Consider the following 21,803-nt stretch of genomic DNA (forward strand, 5'->3'; position numbering starts at 1 on the left):
TACGTGATCTTCTTCAACATGTCCTGGGGCCCGGTGATGTGGGTGATGCTGGGCGAGATGTTCCCCAACCAGATCCGCGGTTCGGGCCTGGCGGTGGCCGGCGCCGCGCAGTGGACCTCCAACTTCGCCATCACCGTGACCTTCCCGGTGCTGCTGGGCAGCATCGGCCTGGCCGGCGCCTATGGCATCTACATGGTCGCCGCGATCCTGTCGGTGTTCTTCGTGCTGCGCTGCGTGCACGAAACCAAGGGCAGGGAGCTGGAGCAGATGGAGGGCTAGCGCGTGTCCGGATCAGCGTCTGGCCGCTTTCGCGGCCGCCGGCGCGGCCACCGAGTCGCGCATGACCAGCGTGTGCTGGACCACCTGGTCGACCGGCACGGCGTCGCGCGCCTTGCTGCGGATGCTGCGCAGCAGGTGGTCCAGGGCCGAGTCGGCCATGGCGCCGAGCGGCTGGCGGATCGTGGTCAGCTCCGGCCATACCCGGGTCGCCGCCGAGGTGTCGTCGAAGCCGACCACCGACAGGTCGCCGGGCACGTCCAGGCCGCGGCGGTGCGCCACCGAGACGGCGGCGGCGGCCATGTCGTCGTTGCTGGCGAAGATCGCGGTGGGCGGGCGCCGCCTGGCCAGCAGCTTCTCGGCCGGTTCCAGCGCCGAGCGATAGGTGTAGTAGCCCTGCTGCACCAGGTGCCGGTCCAGCGCGATCCCGGCCCCGGCCAGCGCCGCCTGGAAGCCCTCGAAGCGGCGCTGGCTGGCGATCTGGTTGGGATCGCCCTTGATGTAGCCGATGCGGGTGTGACCCAGCCCGATCAGGTATTCGGTCATCTCGCGGGCGGCGCGGAAGTCGTCGATATGCACGCAGGAGATGGCCTCGTGGAAGCGCTCGCCGGCGATCGCCACCACCGGGATGCCGGCGCGCACCAGTTCGTACACCACCTCCCGGGACTCGCACAGCGGCGGCGGCAGGATCACCCCGGCCACGCTGCGCGCCAGCGTGCGCGCGGCGCGGCGCTCGCCTTCGGCGTCGAGCTCGTCCCAGGAATCGATGACCAGCTGCACCGCCGCGCGCGCGGCGCCGTGCAGCACGCCCACCAGCAGGTCGCTCAGGTAGGCGCCGCTGGGATTGGTGTAGATCAGCGCGATGCGGGTGTTCTGCGCGGCGGCGAGCGCGCTGGCCGCCAGGTTCGGGGTGTAGCCCAGCTTCTCGACCGCGCGCAGCACCCGTTCGCGGGTCGCATCGCGGACGTTGCCGTTGCCGTTGACCACGCGCGAGACGGTCATCGGCGAGACCTTGGCGAGCGCGGCGACTTCCCCGATGGTGGTGGCATGGCCCTTGCGGCGGATCGATTTCCTGGCCTTCTCCAAGGTTTTCCTCTTCAGCTGGCTTGCGGACACGAGACGGCAATGCGCGGTTCCCCCGCACAGGTCCCAGGTCAATCGCCATGGAAACGCGGATCCGACGTGGACGACATCACGGTGCGTCCCATGTTAGCGGCAAGCCGGGCGGCCGGCGACCGCAACTTCCCGGCCGGGCCGGCCCCCATGCAATCACGATATCGACGGAAGCGGAGGGACCGATGAAGAGACTGTTCGGGATACGGCCGGCGGCCGGCCGCGCGCGCGGCTTCGCCGCGGCCGGCGCGCTGCTGCTGGCGCTGCTGCTGCCGGTGCAGGCACTGGCCGAGGACGGCTACGACCTGTGGCTGCGCTACCGGCCGCTGCCGGCCGACGACGCGCGGGCCGCCCGCACCGCCGCCGCCGAGCTGATCGCCGGCGACGCCACCCCGACCCAGGCCGCCACCCGCGCCGAGCTGCTGCGCGGCCTCGGCGGCCTGCTCGGCGCTGCGCCGGCGCTGGCGCAGCAGGTCACGCGCGATGGCGCCATCGTCGTCGGCACGCCCGCCTCCTCGCCGCTGGTCGCCGCGCTCGGGCTCGACACCGCCGCGCTCGGCCGCGAGGGCTACCTGATCCGCAGCGTGCGGATCGGCGGCCACCAGGCCACCGTGGTCGCCGCCGACAGCGACGTCGGCGCGCTGTACGGCGCGTTCGCCCTCCTGCGCCTGGTGCAGACCGGGCAACCGCTGGCGGCGCTGGACCTGCACGACGCGCCGCGGGTGCAGCGGCGCGTGCTCAACCACTGGGACAACCTCGACCGCAGCGTCGAACGCGGCTACGCCGGCCAGTCGATCTGGGACTGGCACCGGCTGCCGGACTGGCTGGACCCGCGCTACACCGACTACGCCCGCGCCAACGCCTCGCTGGGCATCAACGGCACGGTACTCAACAACGTCAACAGCAACGCGCTGAGCCTGACCGCGCCTTACCTGGAGAAGGCGGCGGCACTGGCCGACGTGTTCCGCCCGTGGGGCATCCGCGTGTACCTGAGCGCGCGCTTTTCCGCGCCGATCGAGATCGGCGGGCTGAACAGCGCCGATCCGCTCGACCCGCAGGTGCGGCGCTGGTGGCGCGACAAGGCCGAGGAGATCTACCGTGTCATCCCCGACTTCGGCGGCTTCCTGGTCAAGGCCAACTCGGAAGGCCAGCCCGGCCCGCAGGACTACGGCCGCAGCCACGCCGACGGCGCCAACATGATGGCCGACGCGCTGGCGCCGCACGGCGGCATCGTGATGTGGCGCGCCTTCGTCTATTCGCACGAGCAGCCCGACGATCGCGCCAAGCAGGCCTACAGCGAGTTCGTGCCGCTGGACGGCGCCTTCCGCGACAACGTGATCGTGCAGGTCAAGAACGGCGCGATCGACTTCCAGCCGCGCGAGCCGTTCCACCCGCTGTTCGGGGCGATGCCGAACACGCCGCTGATGATGGAATTCCAGATCACCAAGGAGTACCTGGGCTTCGCCACCCACCTGGTGTACCAGGGCACGCTGTACGAAGAGACGCTGCAGGCCGACACCTTCGTGCACGGCGAGGGCTCCACCGTGGCCAGGGTGATCGACGGCTCGCTGCACGATTACAAGCTCACCGGCATGGCCGGCGTCGCCAACATCGGCAGCGACCGCGACTGGAGCGGCTCGGTCTTCGACCAGGCCAACTGGTACGCCTTCGGCCGGCTGGCATGGAACCCGTCGCTGTCCTCGCGCGCGATCGCCGGGGAATGGGTGCGCATGACCTTCTGCAACGACGCGCGCTTCGTGCAGCCGGTGGTGGCGATGATGATGGATTCGCGCGAGGCCGCGGTCGACTACATGACCCCGCTCGGCCTGCACCACCTGATGGGCCGCAGCCACCACTACGGCCCGGCGCCATGGGACGCCGGCAGCGAGCGCCCGGACTGGGACCCGGTGTACTACCACCGCGCCGACGCGCAGGCCATCGGCTTCGACCGCAGCGCCACCGGCAGCGACGCCGTGGCCCAGTACGCGCCGCCGCTGGCGGCCGGGTTCGGCGACGTGCGACGCGTGCCGGAGCGGTTCCTGCTGTGGTTCCACCGCGTGCCGTGGGAGCAGCCCATGCCCTCCGGACGCACGCTGTGGGACGAGCTGGTGCACCGCTACACGCACGGCGTGGACGAGGTGAAGCGGATGCGCGCGACCTGGGCCGGGCTGTCGGGCTACGTCGATGCCGCGCGCTACCGCCAGGTCGCCGATTTCCTCGCGATCCAGGAAAAGGAAGCGCAGTGGTGGCGCGATGCCAGCATCGCCTACTGGCAGAGCCTGAACCATCTGCCACTGCCGCCCGGCTACGCGCCGCCGGCGCATCCGCTGGAGTACTACCGCTCGCTGTCGTTCCCCTTCGCCCCGGGAATCTGAAATGCACATGCCTGCCGGCCATCGCCGCTTCCCGCTTCACCCTGTTGCCGCGGAAAAGCCGGGACACCCGGATGCGGGCCGCGCCGCCGCGCGTGGTGGCGTGGCCGCCGGGGGCCGTTCCGCGCGGGAGACGCCGTCCGGGGGCCGGGTCGGCCGATGCATGGCGCTGCGCATGGGCATCGCGCTCGCAGGGGTGCTCCCGGCCCTGGCCGGCGCCGCCGACGCGCCGCTGCTGCACGCCATGTTCCAGGACCACGCGGTGCTGCAGCGCGACCGGCCGATCCCGGTGTGGGGCCGCGCCGCACCGAACCAGACGGTGCAGGTCGAGTTCGCCGGCAAGCGCGTGCGCAGCCGCGCCGACGCCGACGGGCACTGGCGGGCGCGGTTGCCGGCGCTGCCGGCCGGCGGGCCGTACGCGCTGAGCGCCAGCGCCGGCGGCGCGCGGCAGCGCATCGACGACGTGCTGGTCGGCGACGTCTGGCTGTGCAGCGGCCAGTCCAACATGGAGCTGCAGCTGCACCGCACGCTGGATGCGCGCGCCGAGATCGCCGCCGCCGGCAACCCGCGCATCCGCCTGCTGAAGATCGCCCAGGCCGCCAGCCCGGTGCCGCTGGGGAGCTTCGGCGAGCAACCGCGCTGGCAGCAGAGCACCCCGGAGACGGCGCGCGACTTCTCCGCCGCCTGCTTCTACTTCGCGCGCGAACTGCAGAAGACCGTGGACGTGCCGATGGGCCTGATCAACGCCTCCTGGGGCGGCTCGCGCATCCAGGCCTGGACCAGCGGCCGGGCGCTGCGCGCCAGCGGCCGGTACGACGACGAGCTCGACGTGCTGGCGCTGTACGCCAGCGACCCGGTGGCCGCGAACGACCGCTGGGGCGGGATCTGGCAGGCATGGTGGAACGCGCGCCCGGGCCTGGCCGCGGGCGACGCGCCGTGGGACCCGGCCTTTGCCGTCGATGCGCAGTGGCGCGATGCCCCGCGCGAACTCGGCGCATGGGAGTACTGGGGGGTGCCCGAGCTGGCCGACTTCAACGGCCTGGTCTGGTACCGCACCACCCTCACCCTGAGCGCGCAGCAGGCGGCGCAGGACGCGGTGCTGGCGCTGGGCGCGGTCGACGAGATCGACCAGACCTGGGTCAACGGCCGCGCGGTCGGCAGCAGCTACGGCGCCGACGCGCCGCGCGCGTACCCGCTGCCGGCCGGACTGCTGCACGAAGGCGACAACACCGTCGCGGTCGCCGTGCTCGACACCTACCGCGACGGCGGCATCGTCGGCCCGTCGGCCAGCCGTGCACTGCGCCTGGCCGATGGCTCCAGCGTGGCGCTGGACAGCGCCTGGAAGTACCGCATCGTGCCCGGGTCGTACGGCACGCCGCCGCGCGCGCCGTGGCAGTCGGCCGCCGGCCTGTCCACCCTCCACAACGGCATGATCGCGCCGCTGGGCCGCTACGGGCTGCGCGGCGCGCTGTGGTACCAGGGCGAGTCCAGTACCTTCGAGGCCGAACGCTACCGCGACCTGCTGCGCCGCTACCGCGACGACCTGCGCGCGCAGTTCGGCGCCGGCCTGCCGCTGCTGGTGGTGCAGCTGGCCAACCATGGCCCGGCCCCGACCCGTCCGCTCGAGAGCGAATGGGCGCAGCTGCGCGAGGCGCAGCGCCAGGTCGCCGCCGAGGACCCGCGCAGCGGGCTGGCGGTGGCGATCGACATCGGCGACCGCTACGACATCCACCCGGCCAACAAACAGGAACTGGGCCGGCGCCTGGCGCTCGCGGCGCGGCACGTGGTCTACGGCGAGGCGCTGCCGGCGTCCGGGCCGGTGCCGTTGTCGGCGAGGCGCGAAGGCGAGGCCATCGCGGTGCGCTTCGGCGACGCCAGCGACGGCCTGTTCGCCTACGGCGCGGACGGCCCGGTCGGCTTCGAGCTGTGCGGCGACGCGGCCGGTTCGTGCCGCTACGCCAGCGCGCGGATCCGCGGCGACGAGGTGCTGCTGCGCGCGGACACCGCCGGCCCCGCCACCCGCGTGCGCTACGGCTGGGCCGACAGCCCGGTCGTGACCCTGTACGACGGCGCCGGCCTGCCGGCTGGGCCGTTCGAGATGGCCATTCCCTGATCCGGACGAACCCGAGCCGAGCGATTCCAGATGAGCACGCACCCCGCTTCCGAAACCACCGCCCACGGCGCCTCGCGCGAGCGCGAGATCGTCGACGCCAAGGTCATCGTCACCTGTCCCGGACGCAACTTCGTCACCCTGAAGATCGTCACCCGCTCCGGCGTCCACGGCCTGGGCGACGCCACCCTCAACGGCCGCGAGCTGGCCGTCGCCGCGTACCTGCAGGAGCACGTGGTGCCGAACCTGATCGGCCGCGACGCCGGCCGCATCGAGGACCTGTGGCAGTTCCTCTATCGCGGCGCGTACTGGCGGCGCGGCCCGGTGACGATGAGCGCGATCGCCGCGGTCGACGTGGCGCTGTGGGACATCCTCGGCAAGATGGCCGGGCTGCCGCTGTACCAGCTGCTGGGCGGGCGCTCGCGCGAGGGCGCGCTGGTCTACGCGCACGCCAACGGCCGCGACATCGCCGAGGCCAGCGACGAGGTCGGCAGGTACATCGCGCAGGGCTTCCTGGCGGTGCGCGCGCAGTGCGGCGTGCCGGGGGTGAAGAAGGCCTACGGCGTGGCCGCGGCCGGCAAGCCCTACGAGCCGGCCGAAAGCGCGCTGCCGGCCGAGACGGTGTGGAACACGCCGCGCTACCTGGAGACCGTGCCCAGGCTGTTCGAGCAGCTGCGCCGCGACCACGGCAACGAGGTCGAACTGCTGCACGACGCGCACCACCGGCTCACCCCGATCGAGGCGGCGCGGCTGGCGCGCGACCTGGAACCGTATCGGCTGTTCTGGCTGGAGGACGCCACCCCGGCCGAGAACCAGAGCTCGTTCGAGCTGATCCGCCGGCATTCGGTGACGGCGCTGGCGGTGGGCGAGGTGTTCAACTCGATCTGGGACTGCAAGCACCTGATCGAGCGCCAGCTGATCGACTACATCCGCACCACGATTGTCCACGGCGGCGGCATCACCCACCTGCGCCGCCTGGCCGACTTCGCCGCGCTGCACCAGGTGCGCACCGGCTTCCACGGCGCCACCGACCTGTCGCCGGTGACGATGGGCGCGGCGCTGCACTTCGACACCTGGGTGCCGAACTTCGGCATCCAGGAATACATGTTCCATGCCGAGCAGACCAACGCCGTGTTCCCGCACGACTACGTGTTCCGCGACGGCCGCCTGCACGTGGGCGACAGCCCCGGGCACGGCGTGGACATCGACGAGGCGCTGGCGGCGAAGTACCCGTACTCGCCCAAGCAGCTGCCGATCGCGCGCCTGGAAGACGGCGCGATGTGGGACTGGTGATGACACCCCGCCCCGGCCGCCCGGTAGAGCGGAGCTTGCTCCGCTGGCGCCACACCGGGAAAGCCCCAGCCGAGCAAGCTCGGCTCTACGGCACGCCGGGAAGACGGCGCGATGCCGGGCCGGTGATGACGCCCCGCCCCAACCCTCGCGTAGAGCGGAGCTTGCTCCGCTGGCGCCACACCGGGAAAACCCCAGCCGAGCGAGCTCGGCTCTACGGCGCGTCAGGAAAGCCGCGCGATGCGAGACTGGTGATGACCCCCCGCCCCAGCCCTCGCGTAGAGCGGAGCTTGCTCCGCTGGCGCCACACCGGGAAAGCCCCAGCCGAGCAAGCTCGGCTCTACGGCGCGTCAGGAAAGCCGCGCAATGCGGGGCTGGTGATGACGCCCCGCCCCAACCTTCGCGTAGAGCGGAGCTTGCTCCGCTGGCGCCGTACTGGGAAAACCCCAGCCGAGCAAGCTCGGCTCTACGGCGTACCGGGAAGACCGCGCGATGTGGGGCTGGTGATGACGCCCAACCCCGGCCCTCGCGTAGAGCGGAGCTTGCTCCGCTGGCGCCACACCGGGAAAGCCCCAGCCGAGCGAGCTCGGCTCTACGGCGCGTCAGGAAAGCCGCGCGATGCGAGGCTGGTGATGACGCCCCGCCCCGGCCCTCGCGTAGAGCGGAGCTTGCTCCGCTGGCGCCGTATCGGGAAAACCCCAGCGGAGCAAGCTCCGCTCTACGCGAGGGCCGGGACTGGCGATGGCTGCGCCGCGACGAAGACGGAACCATCCTCAGCACGAACGTCGCCGACGGTTTCGTCGGCGCGATGCTGGGGCCGTATGCACGGGCCGAAGCGGCCCGCTGAGAGGGAGGAGAGGACATGCAGGGCAAGAACCGTGAAGGGAAGACCATTGCAGGCGCGGCGTCGGTCGCCATGGGGCGTTGCGCAGATCCCTGCGCGGAGGCCCACGCATCCATGCGCGGGGAGGCGAATGGAAAGCGCGCCGGGACCTATGGCCCGGGACCGCGCAGGGTTCCTCCCACGGGAAGCCGCGCATGGCGGGTCCCCCTCCTCGTCCTCGCCGCTGCGCTGTCGTCCACCACCGCCGCGCAGGCGGCCGATGCGCCCCGACCCGTCTACCTCGACACCACCCGCGGCTTCGAGGAGCGCGCCGCCGACCTGGTAGCGCGGATGACGCTGGAAGAGAAGGTCGCGCAGATGCAGAACGCCGCCCCGGCGATCCCGCGCCTGGGCGTGCCCGCCTACGACTGGTGGAACGAAGCGCTGCACGGCGTCGCCCGCGCCGGCGGCGCCACCGTGTTCCCGCAGGCGATCGGCCTGGCGGCGACGTTCGATACGTCGCTGATGCGCGAGGTCTCCACCGCGATCAGCGACGAGGCGCGCGCCAAGCACCACGAGTTCGCGCGCCGCGGCCAGCACGGCCGCTACCAGGGCCTGACCTTCTGGTCGCCCAACATCAACATCTTCCGCGACCCGCGCTGGGGCCGCGGCCAGGAAACCTACGGCGAGGACCCGTACCTGACCGCGCGCATGGGCGTGACCTTCGTCGAAGGCCTGCAAGGCGACGACGACGACGCAGATGCGCCCACGAATCCGCTCGGCGAGAAATACCGGAAGCTCGACGCCACCGCCAAGCACTTCGCCGTGCACAGCGGCCCGGAGGCCGACCGCCACCACTTCGACGCGCATCCCTCGCAGCGCGACCTGTACGAGACCTACCTGCCGGCATTCGAGGCGCTGGTGAAGGAGGCCCGCGTCGCTTCGGTGATGGGCGCCTACAACCGCGTGTTCGGCGAGTCGGCCAGCGCCAGCAGGTTCCTGCTGCGCGACGTGCTGCGCAGGGACTGGGGCTTCGACGGCTACGTCGTCTCCGACTGCTGGGCGATCGTGGACATCTGGAAGCACCACCGGATCGTCGCCAGCCGCGAGCAGGCCGCCGCGCTCGCGGTGAACAACGGCACCGAGCTGGAATGCGGCGAGGAGTACGCCACGCTGCCGGCGGCGGTGCGCCAGGGCCTGATCGACGAGGCCGGGATCGACGCGGCGCTGAAGCCGCTGATGTTCACGCGCATGCGCCTGGGCATGTTCGACCCGCCCGAGGCGGTGCGTTGGGCGCGGATCCCCTATTCGGTCAACCAGTCGCCCGAACATGACGCGCTGGCACGGCGCGCCGCGCGCGAATCGCTGGTACTGCTGAAGAACGACGGCATGCTGCCGCTGTCGCGCGACGCGCTCAAGCGCATCGCCGTGGTCGGCCCCACCGCCGACGACACCATGGCGCTGCTGGGCAACTACTACGGCACCCCGGCCGCGCCGGTGACGATCCTGCAGGGCATCCGCGAGGCGCTGCCCGACGTCGAGGTGGTCCATGCGCGCGGCGCCGACCTGGTCGAGGGCCGCGACGATCCGAACGCGGCACCGCCGATCGCGGCGCGCTACCTGCGTCCTGCCGCCGACTCCGGCGAGCGCGGGTTGAAGGGCGAATACTTCCGCGGCCGCGAACTGGCCGGCGAACCGGTGCTGACCCGCATCGACGCCCAGGTCGGCTTCCGCTGGGACCGCGGCGCGCCGACCGACGACCTGGTCGCGCGCGGCGAGATCGCGCCCGGGCGCGCCCTGTCCGGCGACGACTTCAGCGTGCGCTGGAGCGGCCAGTTGCTGCCGCCGGTGTCCGGCCGCTACGAGCTGGACGTGGCCGCCAACGACGGCTTCCGCCTGTACCTGGACGGCAGGCTGCTGCTGGACAAGTGGGCCGCCAGCGACCGCCTGCGCGGCGCCAGCGTCGCCCTCGACCTGCAGGCCGGCCGGGCCTACGACCTGCGCCTGGACTACTTCGAGGGCGAGCGCGACGCCGCGGTACGCCTGGCCTGGCGCCTGCCCGGGGCCAGGCCGCCGCTGGAGGAAGCGCTGGATGCCGCGCGTGGCGCCGACGCGGTGGTGTTCGTCGGCGGCTTGACCGGCGACGTCGAGGGCGAGGAGATGGACGTCAACTACCCCGGCTTCGCCGGCGGCGACCGCACCGACCTGCGCCTGCCCAGGCCGCAGCGCGAGCTGCTCCAAGCGCTGCATGCCACCGGCAAGCCGGTGGTGGCGGTGCTGACCACCGGCTCGGCGCTGGCCATCGACTGGGAACAACGGCACCTGCCGGCGATCCTGCTGGCGTGGTACCCCGGCCAGCGCGGCGGCAGCGCGGTGGCCGACGTGCTGTTCGGCGACGCCAACCCCGGCGGCCGCCTGCCGGTGACGTTCTACAAGGCCGACGAGAAGCTGCCGGCATTCGACGACTACGCGATGGCCGGCCGCACCTACCGCTACTTCGATGGCCAGCCGCTGTATCCGTTCGGGCATGGCCTGTCCTATACGCGCTTCGACTATTCCGGCCTGGAACTGGACCGCACGCGGACCGGCGCGGACGGACAGGTGCAGGTCGCGCTGAAGGTGAGGAACGCCGGCGCGCGCGCCGGCGACGAGGTGGTGCAGCTGTACCTGCGCCCGCTCGATCCCGGGCGCCCGCGCGCATCGAAGGAACTGCGCGGTTTCCAGCGCGTGCAGCTGCAACCGGGCGAAGAGCGCGAGGTGCGTTTCGACTTCCGTCCGCAGACCGACCTGCGCCACTACGACGAGGCGCGCAAGGCCTATGCGGTCGATCCGGGCCGCTACGAAGTGCAGGTCGGCGCGTCCAGCGCGGACATCCGCGCGCGCGCCGCCTTCGAGGTGCTGGACGCGAACGACGATTGAAACCGCGCCCATCTCCCGCCCGCGGGAGATGGCCGTTTCCTCTTCCCCGACCCGCCTGCGACCGCGATGACCGACCTCCCCCGCCTCTCCGACGCCACCCTGTCCGCGCTGCCGTCCGCCATCGCGCGCCCGGCCTACGACCGCGCCGCCACCCGCATCGGCATCGTCCACTTCGGCCCCGGCGCGTTCCATCGCGCGCACCAGGCCGCGTATCTCGACGACCTGCTCGGCGACGAACCGGACTGGGCGATCTGCGGCGTGTCGCTGCACAGCAGCGGCGTGCGCGACGCGCTGCGCGCGCAGGACGGCCTGTACACGCTGGCGCTGCTCGGCGAACACCCCGGCCTGCGCGTGATCGGCGCGATCCGCGAACTGCTGTGCGCCCGCGACGAACAGCCCGCCGTGCTCGCGCGGCTGGCCGACCCGGCGGTGCGCATCGTCACCCTGACCATCACCGAGAAGGGCTATTGCCTCGCCGGCGACGGCCTCGACTTCGCGCATCCGGACATCGCCCACGACCTCGCCTCGCCGGACACGCCCGACAGCGCCATCGGCTACCTCGTCGCCGGCCTGCGCGCGCGCCGGCGGCTGGGCCTGAAGCCGTACACCGTACTCAGCTGCGACAACCTGGCCGACAACGGCGGCAGGCTGCGCCGCGCGGTGCTGCAGTTCGCGCAGCGGATCGATCCCGCGCTGGCGGCATGGATCGAGAGCGAAGCCTCGTTCCCGCGCTCGATGGTGGACAGCATCACCCCGGCCAGCGACGACGCACTGCGCGCGCGCGTGTCCGCGCGGACCGGCCTGGCCGACGCCTGGCCGGTCCAGCGCGAGGCGTACGCACAATGGGTGGTGGAGGACGATTTCCGCAACGGCCGCCCCGCGTTCGAGCGGGCCGGCGTGACGATGAGCGACGACATCGCCGGCTACGACCGCGCCAAGCTGCGCCTGCTCAACGGCCCGCATTCGGCGCTGGCCTACCTCGGCTCGCTGATGGACCTCGGGACCGTCGCCGAGGCGATGCGCGATCCGTCGCTCGCCGGTTTCGTCGAGCGGCTGATGCGCGAGGACATCGCGCCGGGCCTGGCGGCGATGCGCGGTTTCGATCCGGACGCCTATGCCGGTGCGATCCTCGCGCGCTTCCGCAACCCGGCGATCCGCCACCGCTTGTCGCAGATCGCCTGGGACGGTTCGCAGAAGCTGCCGGTGCGCCTGCTCGGCAGCATCGCCGACGCCCTGGCCGGCGGCCGCCGCATCGACCGCCTGTGCCTGCCGGTCGCGGCATGGATGCATTTCGTGCGCCGGCAGGCACGCGACGGGGTGGCGCTGGTGGACCCGTTGAACGACGCGCTGACGGCGATCGGCCGCGCGGCCAGTGGCGATGCGCGGGCCGACGTCACGGCGTTCCTGCGGATCGACAGCGTGTTCGCGCCATTGTCCGGCGACGCGCGGTTCGTCGATGCGTTGCGCGGCGGCTACGCCTCGCTCGGCGATGCGGACGCCGCCGAGGTCGCCCGGGCGCTTGCCGCGACCGGGTAGAACCGCGGCAGGCGGCCGCCGATACCGGCGGCCTTCGCGTCCAGGCTGCGGTGGCCGGTCGCGATGTCCATGCCGTACCCGTTGCCCACGCGCGCGGAACGCCATCGCTCCGGAACCCTCGAGCGGCGCCCGTGCGATGGGCGCCAGCGGGTTGCACCGGCAGGGCCCGGCAGCCTGGTCAAAGTCGGACCGGCCGACCCTGCCGTCCTGTTATCGATGCTCCCGGCGAGGAATCGGGTTCGCGCGCGGCAATCCGGCCTGTCCGGATTCCTCAGTGCGGAAAACCCAGGCCGATCGCGTTCACCCGCACACGGGCCAGGAACGAATGCGAGGTCATGTACAGCGTCCTGCCGTCGTCGCCGAAGGCGCAGTTGGCGATCGCCGTGCCGGTCTCGATGCGGCCCAGCCGTCTGCCGTCGGGCGCGAAGACGATGACGCCGCCCGGGCCGGTGGCGAACAGCGTGCCGTCGGCCGCCACCGCCATGCCGTCCGGCAGCCCGGGGGCGTCCTCGCCGGCGAGATCCGAGGCGTCGGCGAACACGCGCTTGCCGGTCACCGCGCCATCGGCATCGAGCGAATAGGCCATCCAGATCGGCCGTCCGGCATCGGAGTTGGCCACGTACAGCGTGCGCTCGTCCGGCGACAGGGCGATGCCGTTGGGGAAGCGCAGCGTGTCGTCCAACAGATGCACGCGGCCGTCGCGGTCGAGGCGGTAGACGCCGCTGAACGCCAGCTCCTTGACCGGCGACTCGTCCAGGCCTTCCAGGCCGTAGGGCGGATCAGTGAAGAACACGACGCCGTCGCGGCGGCGCACGACATCGTTGGGACTGTTGAAGCGCTTGCCCTCGTAGGCCGTCGCGATCGGCGTCTTGCGCTTGCTCGACGGGTCGAGGCGGGCGACGAAGCGGCTACCGGAGTCGGCCAGCAGCACCGTGCCGCCGGGCTCGGCATGGAGTCCGTTGGCGCCTGCCTCGCGCAGCGCGTCCATGCCGGGACCGTCGTAGCCGGAAGGCTTGAGCAACACCGTCAGGCCGTCGCGCTCGGACCAGCGGTACAGCGTGTTCGCGGGAACGTCGGTGAACAGCAGGGCGTTGTCCTTGTCCAGCCAGGCCGGCCCCTCGGACCAGGTGAAGCCCTCGGCGATCTTCTCGATGCGCGCATCGGGCGCGACGATCGCCTCGAACGAGGCGTCGAAAACGCTCAGCCGCCCGACGGCGGAATAGCGCTGCGACGCGTCGCCGCCGTTCGACGCGCAGGCCGCCAGCAGCGCCCACAGCGGAATGGCGAAGGCGGATCGGACGAAGCGGCCCATCGGAATCTCCTTGCGTGGCTGGCGTGGGATGTGGCGTGGCCGTCGCGAAGGAGGACGGCCGACGAAACTCGCCGATGCGCGAGCATACCTGTCCCAGCGCAAAGGGCGGGCGATCCGGCTACCGCCCGTCGCTTTCGCCGCACGCCTCCGGCACGGCTTCCGAAGTCCGCACGCACGAAGGCCACGTCGCCGCCGGGATTGCCGGCCGGACGCGTGTGACGCGGGCGGGGTCGCGGATGAACGCCTTGGCCGTGGGCAGGATCCAGGGCTCGAGCACCGCCGCGGAGGTGGCCAGCTTCCCGGCGGCAGCCGGGCGCGCGTAGGTCCCTGCCGTCCTCGCTGCGCCCGGGCGGCGGCCGCACGTCGTGGTCGAGCGTGTTGCCGATGCCTTCCGGATCGCCCGGGTGGAAGCGCCAGCCGGTGTCGAGCGACAGGCGCTCGCGCGGGTTGTCCCGTGCCGGGGCCGCGGTCGCCGGTACCGCCAGCAGCAACAGGCACAGCCAGCGGAAACGATGGGACAGCTTCATGCACGTTTCTCTTCGTTGTCGCGATCGCCCGCGCCGGTAGAGCGGAGCCTGCTCCGCTTTCAGAGCCTGCTCCGCTTGCGGTGCAGAGCCGAGCAGACTCGGCTCTGCGAGCGAGACCAGGCGGCACTCAGAGCTTGTAGGCCCGCTTGGGCAGGCGGTAGGCCAGGTCGACCGCCAGCTCGGCGGCCTCGTCCTCGTCCAGGCGGTGTTCGGCGACGAGCCTGGCCAGGAACGCGCAGTCCACGCGCCGGGCGACGTCGTGGCGCGCCGGGATCGACAGGAACGCGCGGGTGTCGTCGTTGAAACCGACGGTGTTGTAGAAGCCGGCGCTGCTCAGGGTCTGCTCGCGGAAACGCCACATGCCTTCCGGCGCGTCGTGGAACCACCACGCCGGGCCCAGGTACAGGCACGGGTAGTGGCCGGCCATCGGGCCGAGTTCGCGCGAGTAGGCGCTCTCGTCCAGGGTGAACAGGATCAGCCTGAAATCCGGCTCGTTGCCGAAGCGGTCCAGCAGCGGCTTGAGCGCGTGCACGTAGTCGGTGGCCAGCGGCAGGTCCGCGCCGACGTTGCGGCCGTAGCGCCGGAACAGCGCCGGGTTGTGGTTGCGGTAACAGCCCGGGTGCAACTGCATCACCAGGCCGTCGTCCAGGCTCATCGCCGCCATCTCGGTCAGCACCTGGCCGCGGAACAGGTCCGCCTCCTGCGCGCTGAAACGGCCGCGCACGATCCTGTCGAACAGCGCGCGCGCCTCGGCGGCGGAGAGGTCGGCGGTCAGCGCGCTCTCGTGGCCGTGGTCGGTCGAGGTCGCGCCCATCCTCGCGAAGAAATCGCGGCGGTTGCGGTGCGCGCGCAGGTAGCCTTCCCAGCTATGCACGTCCTCGCCGGTGATCTCGCCGAACCGCTGCAGCGCGTCGGCGAACTGCTCGTGCTCCGGGTCCACCACCGCGTCCGGGCGGTAGGCGGTCAGCACGCGTCCGTTCCAGCCGCTGTCGCGGATGGCCTGGTGGTGCTCGAGCGCATCCAGCGGGCCTTCGGTGGTGGCGATGACCTCGATGTCGAAGCGCTCGAACAGCGCGCGCGGGCGGAACTGCGGTGTCTGCAGCGCTTCGGTGATGGTGTCGTAGTAATGGTCGGCGCTGTCCGCGTCCAGCCGCACGCGCAGGCCGAACACGTCATGGAAGACGTGGTTCAGCCACAGCGACGACGGCGTGCCGCGGAACAGGTGGAAGTGCCCGGCGAATACCCGCCAGGCCGCGCGCGGATCGACCTGCGCGCGCGTGCCGTCCGCGCGCGGGATGCCCAGCTGCTCCAGCGGCACGCCGTGGCTGTAGAGCATGCGGAACACGTAGTGGTCGGGCACCAGCAGCAGTTCGGTGGCATTGGCGAAGGCCGCGTTGCCGGCGAACCATGCCGGATCGGTGTGGCCGTGCGGGCTGACGATCGGCAACCCGGCAACCTGCGCGTACAGGCGGCGGGCGATGCCGCGCTGCACGGGATCGGAGGCGAACAGGCGGTTCTCGTCGAGGACCAGGGGTTTCGGGGCGGAGGGCTTGCCGGCAGTGTTCATGGCGTCGGGATGTCGATGGGCAGCGGCATTCCGCTGCGCGAAGGAAGGTCGGTGGACAGCGTGGCGACGACCGCGCGCGGCGCAGTCATCGCCCCGGCCCGGCGGCGCCGCGGATGTAGTCGCGCAGCCAGGCCAGCGCCGGGCGCTCGCTGCCGTCGGCGCGGACCAGGTAGGCGCCCTCCTTGTCGCGCCACAGGCCGGGACGGAAGCCCCACAGGGTGATGCCCGCCACCGCCGGGTGTTCCCAGAACACCGGGAACACGCGCTGGTAGCCCGCCAGCTGCGCTTCGTCGGTCTCGCCGTCGATGTCCATCTCGGTGACGTAGATCGGCAGGCCGGTCCCGGCCAGCAGGTCGAGGCTGGCCTTGTGCACCTCCATCGGCCATTCGGCGGTGGTCGCGAAGGCGTGCGCCTGCACGCCGATGCCGTCCACCAGCTTCTCCCGGTTCAGCAGGTCGACGATCTCGCGGTAGCGCCTGGCGTTGTCGGGCTTGTTGGTGATGTTGTAGTCGTTGATCAGCAGTTTGGCGCGCGGGAAGTGCGTGCGCGCCAGGCGGAAGGATTCGAGGATCCAGTCCCAGCCGCTGGCGCCGTCGCCGCCGAGCGCGGCGATGTAGTTGCCGCCGCCTTCGTCGTCCTTGTTCGGCGGATCGTTCAGCGGCTCGTTGACCACTTCGACGAAGTCCAGGTCCGGGTAGCGCTCGGCGACCGCGGCGAACCAGCGCTCGATCTCGGCGCGCTGCTCGGCCGGCGGCAGCGGCTTGATCCACTCCGGCTGCTGGTTGCCCCAGACCAACACGTGCATCTGCAACGGGAAGCCATGTTCCCTGGCGAAGCGGTAGGCCTCGTCGAGCCCGCGCCAGTCCCTGCGGCCGCGCTCGGCCTCGACCTCGCCCCATTTGCCGGCGTTCTCGGGCGTGACCTTGTTCCAGTAGTCGGCGAAGCCCGGCGCCTGCTCCGCGCTGTATGCGCTGCCGAGGAACTTCGGCTGCCCGGCCGCCAGCGGCGCGCCCTGCGCCTGCAGCGCGGGCAGGGACGCGGCTAGCGCCGCGAACACGATTGCATGGATCTTCTTCATCGCAGGCCCCTCCGCCTCGCATTATTTCCGTGTAGGAGCGACGTCAGTCGCGACAGAACTTTCATTCGGATCCCTGCACATGGATGCGCGGGCTTTGCAGAGGTATCTGCATGAAGCCCGGTCGCGACTGACGTCGCTCCTACAAGGGCAACGGCGCTCATCGCTCGTCGTCGCCCAGCCGCGCCGGTTGCAGCCGCGGCACCAGCAGCTGCACCACCGCCAGCGCCAGCAGGTAGGCCGACCCGGCCATCAGGAACACCGGCACGTAGCTGCCGGTGGCCTGCAGCAGGAAGCCGGTGAAGGTCGAGATCATCATGCCGCCGACCGCGCCGGCGAAGCCGCCGATGCCCACCACCGAGGCCACCGCGTGGCGCGGGAACATGTCCGACGGCAGCGTGAACACGTTGGCCGACCAGCCCTGGTGCCCGGCGGTCGCCAGCCCGATCAACGCCACTGCCAGCCACAGGTTGTCGGCCTGCGCGGCGAACACGATCGGCACCACCGCCAGCGCGCACACCGTCATCGCGCCCTTGCGCGCGCGGTTTACGCTCCAGCCCATGCGCAGGAAGCGTCCGGCAAGCCAGCCGCCGGCGATGCTGCCGACGTCGGCGAGCACGAAGATCGCGATCAACGGCAGTCCCAGTCCCAGCAGCGACAGGCCGTATTCGGCATGCAGGAACTTCGGCAGCCAGAACAGGAAGAACCACCAGATCGGATCGGTGATGAACTTGGCGGCGACGAAGGCCCAGGCCTGGCGATGGCGCAGGATCCGCGACCACGGCACCTTCACCGCCGGCTCCGGCGGGTCGCTGCGGATATGCGCCAGCTCGGCGGCCGACAGCGCCGGCTGGTTCTCCGGCGCGCGGTACCACAGCAGCCAGACCACCAGCCAGGTCAGGCTGAGCACGCCGGTGAACAGGAACGCCGCCTGCCAGCCCAGGGTCGCGGCGACCACCGGCACCAGCAGCGGCGCGACGACGGCGCCGATGTTGGAGCCGGAGTTGAAGATGCCCACCGCCAGCGCGCGCTCGCGCCGCGGGAACCACTCGGCCACGGTCTTGATCGCGGCCGGGAAGTTGCCGGCCTCGCCCAGGCCCAGCGCGAAGCGCGCGAGCACGAAGCCGATCACGCTGGCGGCCAGCGCATGGCTCATCGCCGCCAGGCTCCACACGCCGATGGCGATGGCGTAGCCGATGCGCGTGCCGAGCTTGTCGACGATCACCCCCGCGCACAGCAGGCCGATCGCGTAGGCGGCCTGGAACGCGGTGACGATGTAGCCGTACTCGATCTCGTTCCAGCCGATCTCGCTCTGCAGGAACGGCGCCAGCACGCCCAGCACCTGGCGGTCGATGTAGTTGATCGTGGTCGCCGCCAGCAGCATCGCGCAGACGCGCCAGCGGTATCTCCCGGCCCTGGCCGGCGGGGCCGACGCGGCGGCAGTGGAAACGGCCTCGTTCATGCGCGCTCCGGCGACGGGAAGCGGAAGCACGCGCGCGCCGCCTGCGCTCGCCGGATGCGGCGCGCCGGCAGCGGCGCTTGCGTCCCCGGCGGGACAGCCGATCCCTCCCCCGCCACCTTGCGGCGCAACATGACCAATGCGCCATTTTCCACTCGCTGCATCGCTGGAACTCCCCGGATTACGCGGCTTCGCCAGGATATGATAGCGCTACCATTAGCACGATAGCGGCGCCGGGTTCCACCACCCGAGCGACCGGCGCCCATCCGCGCCCCGCGTTCCGCTCCGGCTCGCTTCCCGCTCCCGCAGGGCCCGCGCACCCGGGTCCGGGCGCATGCTGCTGCGCAGCGTGAGCACGCATGATGGTAGCGCTACCATCCGGGCCGATCCGAAGCATCCGGATTGCACGTACCGCGTCCACCGAGCAGGCCGTCCTGCGCGTACCCGCACAGGGCATCACGCATCACCACAGTATTCGGGAGGGGATCAGGGTGAACAGGAAATACGTAAAGACCACGTTGTCGACTGCATTGGGACTGGCCCTGCTGGGAATGGCAAGCGGCGCGGCATGGGCACAGCAGGCCGAACCGGCTGCCGCCACCGCAGCGCAGCAAGCCACGCCTTCGTCGCAGGATCCGATCACCAACCTGGACTCGATCACGGTGACCGGCTATCGCCGCAGCATCCAGCTCTCGACCGATGCCAAGCGCGATTCGTCCGGCTTCGTCGATTCGGTGTACGCCGAGGACATCGGCAAGTTCCCCGATACCAACATCGCCGAGTCGCTGACCCGCATCCCGGGCATCCAGCTCGCGCGCGACGTCAACGGCGAGGGCCTGAACATCGCCATCCGCGGCCTGCCCAACAGCTTCACCAAGACCGTGATCAACGGCGTCCAGGTGGCCACCGCCTCGATCGGCCTGGACAGCACCAACCAGAACCGCGAAGTCGACCTGAACCTGTTCCCGACCGAGTTCTTCACCCAGCTGACGGTCAACAAGACTCCGAAGGCGAGCCTGCCGGAAGGCGGCGTGTCCGGCGTGGTCGACATGCGCACCTCGCGCCCGTTCGACCGTCCCGGCACGCACGTGACCTACCAGTTGCAGGGCAGCTACAACGACATCAGCGACAAGATCACCCCGCAGGGCTCGCTGATCGGCAGCTGGACCAATGCGGCCGAAACCTTCGGCATCCTGGCCGGCGTGACCTCTTCGCGCGGCAAGCTCGGCGTCGAAGGCTACGAGACCATCGGCTGGACCAACCCGAACCTGACCAACGCCCAGTGCGGTACCGGCGCCTCCGGTTTCCCGGACCAGGGCACGCCCTGCAACCTCAACGGCGGCAACGGCTGGCGCGTCCCCGACGTGGTGCCGGACAACGCCTCGGTCCGCGCCGCCGGGCTGACCCCGGGCGCCGTCATCGACCGCGACATGCTGCTCGCGCTCAATCCCGGCCTGAGCATCGAGCAGATCGGCGAAGCGCTGATCCCGCGCCTGGGCCGCCCGGTGCACATGTCCGGCGACCGCGACCGCGACGCCTTCGTGACCTCGCTGGAATGGCGCCCCGGCGACAGCATGCACTTCTACCTGGACGCGCTGTACTCCAAGGCGCACCGTACCAACCAGCGCATCGACATGAACCTGATCGGCCGCAACGGCGCCATGATCCCGATCGACATGCAGGTCGATGCCAACAACGTCGTCACCAACGCCACCTTCACCAACGCCCAGTTCTTCCTCGAGGCGCGCCCGTACACCGAGGACGTCAAGTACTGGCACGTCAATCCGGGCGCCACCTTCTGGTTCGGCGACGGGGGCAACGTCAAGCTCGACGTGCAGGGCAACCTGAGCCGCAGCTGGATGTTCCGCGACTCGCCGACCATCCTGTTCAATTCGCCGTTCACCACGCTGCAGTACACCAACGGCGGCGGCCTGCCGGGCTGGACCACCGACCTCGACCTGAACGACCCGGGCATCGGCTGGACCTGGGAGGGCGGCCGGATCTGGGCGCAGAACGAGAAGCGCGTGACCGAGACCCACGGCCTGCGCGCCGACCTGCAGCTAGGCGACGACAGCAACAACATCCGCTTCGGCGTGGCCACCGATCGCAACTTCCGCCGGATCCAGGGCTTCGGCGACACCGGCGCCGCGTGGCAGCCGTACGCGTTCGACCTGGTGCCGGATTCGGCGCTGCCGGGCTACATCGTGCCGGGCCCGCTCGGCTTCGTCACGGTCGATTTCGCCCGCTTCATGACCGACACCAACTATGCCCAGTACCGCGATGCGGCGCCGGAAGCCGATGGTCCCAACACCGGCGGCGCGACCGGCGGCTTCGAGGAGAAGACCAAGGCCGCCTACATCGAGATCAACGGCCGCTCCGAGATCCTCGGCCGCACCCTGCGCTACAACGCCGGCGTGCGCTACGCGCAGACCGACCAGCAGATCAGCGGCCCGGTGACCATCGGCGGCGTGCGCCAGTGGCAGAACCTGAGCGGCGACTACAGCGAATGGCTGCCGTCGTTCAGCGCGGCCTGGGACGTGGCCGACAACGTGGTGCTGCGCTTCTCCGGCTCGCGCACGATGACCCGCCCCAATCCCAGCTCGATGCTGCCGGCCACCACCTTCACCGACCAGTCGGCGCAGGTGGCCAACCAGGGCAACCCGGGCCTGGCGCCGTATACCTCGACCAACTTCGACCTGGGCGGCGAGTGGTACACCGGGAACGAGGGCTTCATCGGCCTGACCCTGTTCAACAAGCGCGTGGAGGGCTACACCTTCCAGGGCGTGACCACGATGCCGTTCCTGCAGCTGGGCATTCCGTTCGACACCCTGACCGACACCCAGCAGGCCGCGATCAACTCGCGCGGCGGCCCGGACACGGCCACGGTCAACGTGCAGCAGCAGGTCAACGCCGACGCTGCATTGAACATCCGCGGCTGGGAAGCGATCTGGGTGCAGCCGCTGGACTTCCTGCTGCAGGGCCTGGGCTTCATGGCCAACTACACCGACCTGGACATCAGCACCGAAGGCCGCGACGCCAGCGCGCTGAGCGGCAACGTCTACGGCGTCTCGCCGTCGCTGTGGAACACCACGCTCTACTGGGAGAACTTCGGCGCCTCGATACGCCTGTCCTACAGCTGGGCGGAGGGCGCCATCGGCACCGGCCCGAACCAGCAGGGCATACCGCCGGCGCAGATCTTCGGCGAGGACCGCGGCCAGCTCGACCTGTCGGCCAGCTACACGCTGTCGCACCTGCCGACGTCGCCGCAGATCACCCTGAACGTACTGAACCTGACCGGCAAGGAGCGCCGCTCCAACTTCTGGCATTCCAACGCCGTCAACGACCTGTACGACCCGGGCCGCACCATCATGCTCGGCATCCGCGGTTCGTTCTGATGCGCGGCATCCTGCCGTAAGTGGGCGAC

At 71.1% G+C, this 21,803-nt stretch carries 12 protein-coding genes; 7 read left to right on the forward strand and 5 right to left on the reverse strand.

Annotated elements, in window-relative coordinates:
- Window positions 1–279 (forward strand): MFS transporter (locus OK345_RS11035; protein ID WP_265128031.1); only part of this gene is annotated, 279 nt, incomplete at its 5' end.
- 12 nt (window positions 280–291) lie between these two features.
- Here OK345_RS11035 and OK345_RS11040 read toward each other — a convergent pair.
- Window positions 292–1,362, reverse strand: coding sequence for a LacI family DNA-binding transcriptional regulator (locus tag OK345_RS11040; protein WP_265128032.1), 1,071 nt, complete (start codon window positions 1,360–1,362; stop codon window positions 292–294).
- 212 nt (window positions 1,363–1,574) lie between these two features.
- On the opposite strand from OK345_RS11040, the gene OK345_RS11045 reads away from it, so the two are divergent.
- The 5 genes from OK345_RS11045 (at window position 1,575) to OK345_RS11065 (ending at window position 12,439) form a co-directional block, all read left to right on the forward strand.
- Complete coding sequence (locus OK345_RS11045) at window positions 1,575–3,764, forward strand: alpha-glucuronidase family glycosyl hydrolase (protein ID WP_265128033.1); 2,190 nt, start codon at window positions 1,575–1,577, stop codon at window positions 3,762–3,764.
- Between the two features lie 172 nt (window positions 3,765–3,936).
- Window positions 3,937–5,874: a sialate O-acetylesterase gene (locus OK345_RS11050; RefSeq protein WP_265128034.1), complete on the forward strand. Its 1,938-nt coding sequence runs from the start codon at window positions 3,937–3,939 to the stop codon at window positions 5,872–5,874.
- A 30-nt stretch (window positions 5,875–5,904) separates the two neighbouring features.
- On the forward strand, window positions 5,905–7,164 hold the full coding sequence (gene manD / locus OK345_RS11055) for a D-mannonate dehydratase ManD (protein WP_265128035.1): 1,260 nt from the start codon (window positions 5,905–5,907) through the stop codon (window positions 7,162–7,164).
- A 955-nt stretch (window positions 7,165–8,119) separates the two neighbouring features.
- On the forward strand, window positions 8,120–10,903 hold the full coding sequence (locus tag OK345_RS11060) for a glycoside hydrolase family 3 protein (RefSeq protein WP_265128036.1): 2,784 nt from the start codon (window positions 8,120–8,122) through the stop codon (window positions 10,901–10,903).
- 66 nt (window positions 10,904–10,969) lie between these two features.
- Window positions 10,970–12,439 carry a mannitol dehydrogenase family protein gene (locus tag OK345_RS11065; protein ID WP_265128037.1) on the forward strand — a complete coding sequence of 490 codons (1,470 nt, stop codon included), beginning with the start codon at window positions 10,970–10,972 and terminating at the stop codon, window positions 12,437–12,439.
- Window positions 12,440–12,710: 271 nt separating this feature from the next.
- Here the strand turns inward: OK345_RS11065 and OK345_RS11070 are convergent, their stop codons facing one another.
- The 4 genes from OK345_RS11070 to OK345_RS11085 form a co-directional block, all read right to left on the reverse strand.
- Window positions 12,711–13,751, reverse strand: a complete 1,041-nt coding sequence (locus tag OK345_RS11070; RefSeq protein WP_265128038.1) for an SMP-30/gluconolactonase/LRE family protein — start codon at window positions 13,749–13,751, stop codon at window positions 12,711–12,713.
- A gap of 654 nt (window positions 13,752–14,405) precedes the next feature.
- Entirely contained in the window at window positions 14,406–15,845 is a 1,440-nt protein-coding gene (uxaC, locus tag OK345_RS11075; protein ID WP_265128039.1) for a glucuronate isomerase, read from the reverse strand.
- Window positions 15,846–15,930: 85 nt separating this feature from the next.
- Window positions 15,931–16,923, reverse strand: a complete 993-nt coding sequence (locus OK345_RS11080) for an endo-1,4-beta-xylanase (protein ID WP_265128040.1) — start codon at window positions 16,921–16,923, stop codon at window positions 15,931–15,933.
- A gap of 157 nt (window positions 16,924–17,080) precedes the next feature.
- Window positions 17,081–18,382 (reverse strand): MFS transporter, encoded by a 1,302-nt coding sequence (locus OK345_RS11085; protein ID WP_265128041.1) that lies wholly within the window; start codon window positions 18,380–18,382, stop codon window positions 17,081–17,083.
- A 488-nt stretch (window positions 18,383–18,870) separates the two neighbouring features.
- On the opposite strand from OK345_RS11085, the gene OK345_RS11090 reads away from it, so the two are divergent.
- On the forward strand, window positions 18,871–21,774 hold the full coding sequence (locus OK345_RS11090) for a TonB-dependent receptor (protein WP_265128042.1): 2,904 nt from the start codon (window positions 18,871–18,873) through the stop codon (window positions 21,772–21,774).
- Window positions 21,775–21,803: the final 29 nt, after the last annotated feature.

Source organism: Xanthomonas chitinilytica (genome assembly GCF_026107455.2).
Classification (GTDB): Bacteria; Pseudomonadota; Gammaproteobacteria; order Xanthomonadales; family Xanthomonadaceae; genus Stenotrophomonas; species Stenotrophomonas chitinilytica.

Excerpts from the sequence above, each read along its gene's own strand:
- OK345_RS11060 (WP_265128036.1), top strand. The coding sequence starts at position 8,120 with ATGCGCGGGGAGGCGAATGGAAAGCGCGCCGGGACCTATGGCCCGGGA.
- OK345_RS11065 (WP_265128037.1), top strand. The coding sequence starts at position 10,970 with ATGACCGACCTCCCCCGCCTCTCCGACGCCACCCTGTCCGCGCTGCCG.
- manD (WP_265128035.1), top strand. The coding sequence starts at position 5,905 with ATGAGCACGCACCCCGCTTCCGAAACCACCGCCCACGGCGCCTCGCGC.
- OK345_RS11050 (WP_265128034.1), top strand. The coding sequence starts at position 3,937 with ATGGGCATCGCGCTCGCAGGGGTGCTCCCGGCCCTGGCCGGCGCCGCC.
- OK345_RS11045 (WP_265128033.1), top strand. The coding sequence starts at position 1,575 with ATGAAGAGACTGTTCGGGATACGGCCGGCGGCCGGCCGCGCGCGCGGC.
- OK345_RS11070 (WP_265128038.1), bottom strand. The coding sequence starts at position 13,751 with ATGGGCCGCTTCGTCCGATCCGCCTTCGCCATTCCGCTGTGGGCGCTG.
- OK345_RS11080 (WP_265128040.1), bottom strand. The coding sequence starts at position 16,923 with ATGAAGAAGATCCATGCAATCGTGTTCGCGGCGCTAGCCGCGTCCCTG.
- OK345_RS11085 (WP_265128041.1), bottom strand. The coding sequence starts at position 18,382 with ATGAACGAGGCCGTTTCCACTGCCGCCGCGTCGGCCCCGCCGGCCAGG.
- uxaC (WP_265128039.1), bottom strand. The coding sequence starts at position 15,845 with ATGAACACTGCCGGCAAGCCCTCCGCCCCGAAACCCCTGGTCCTCGAC.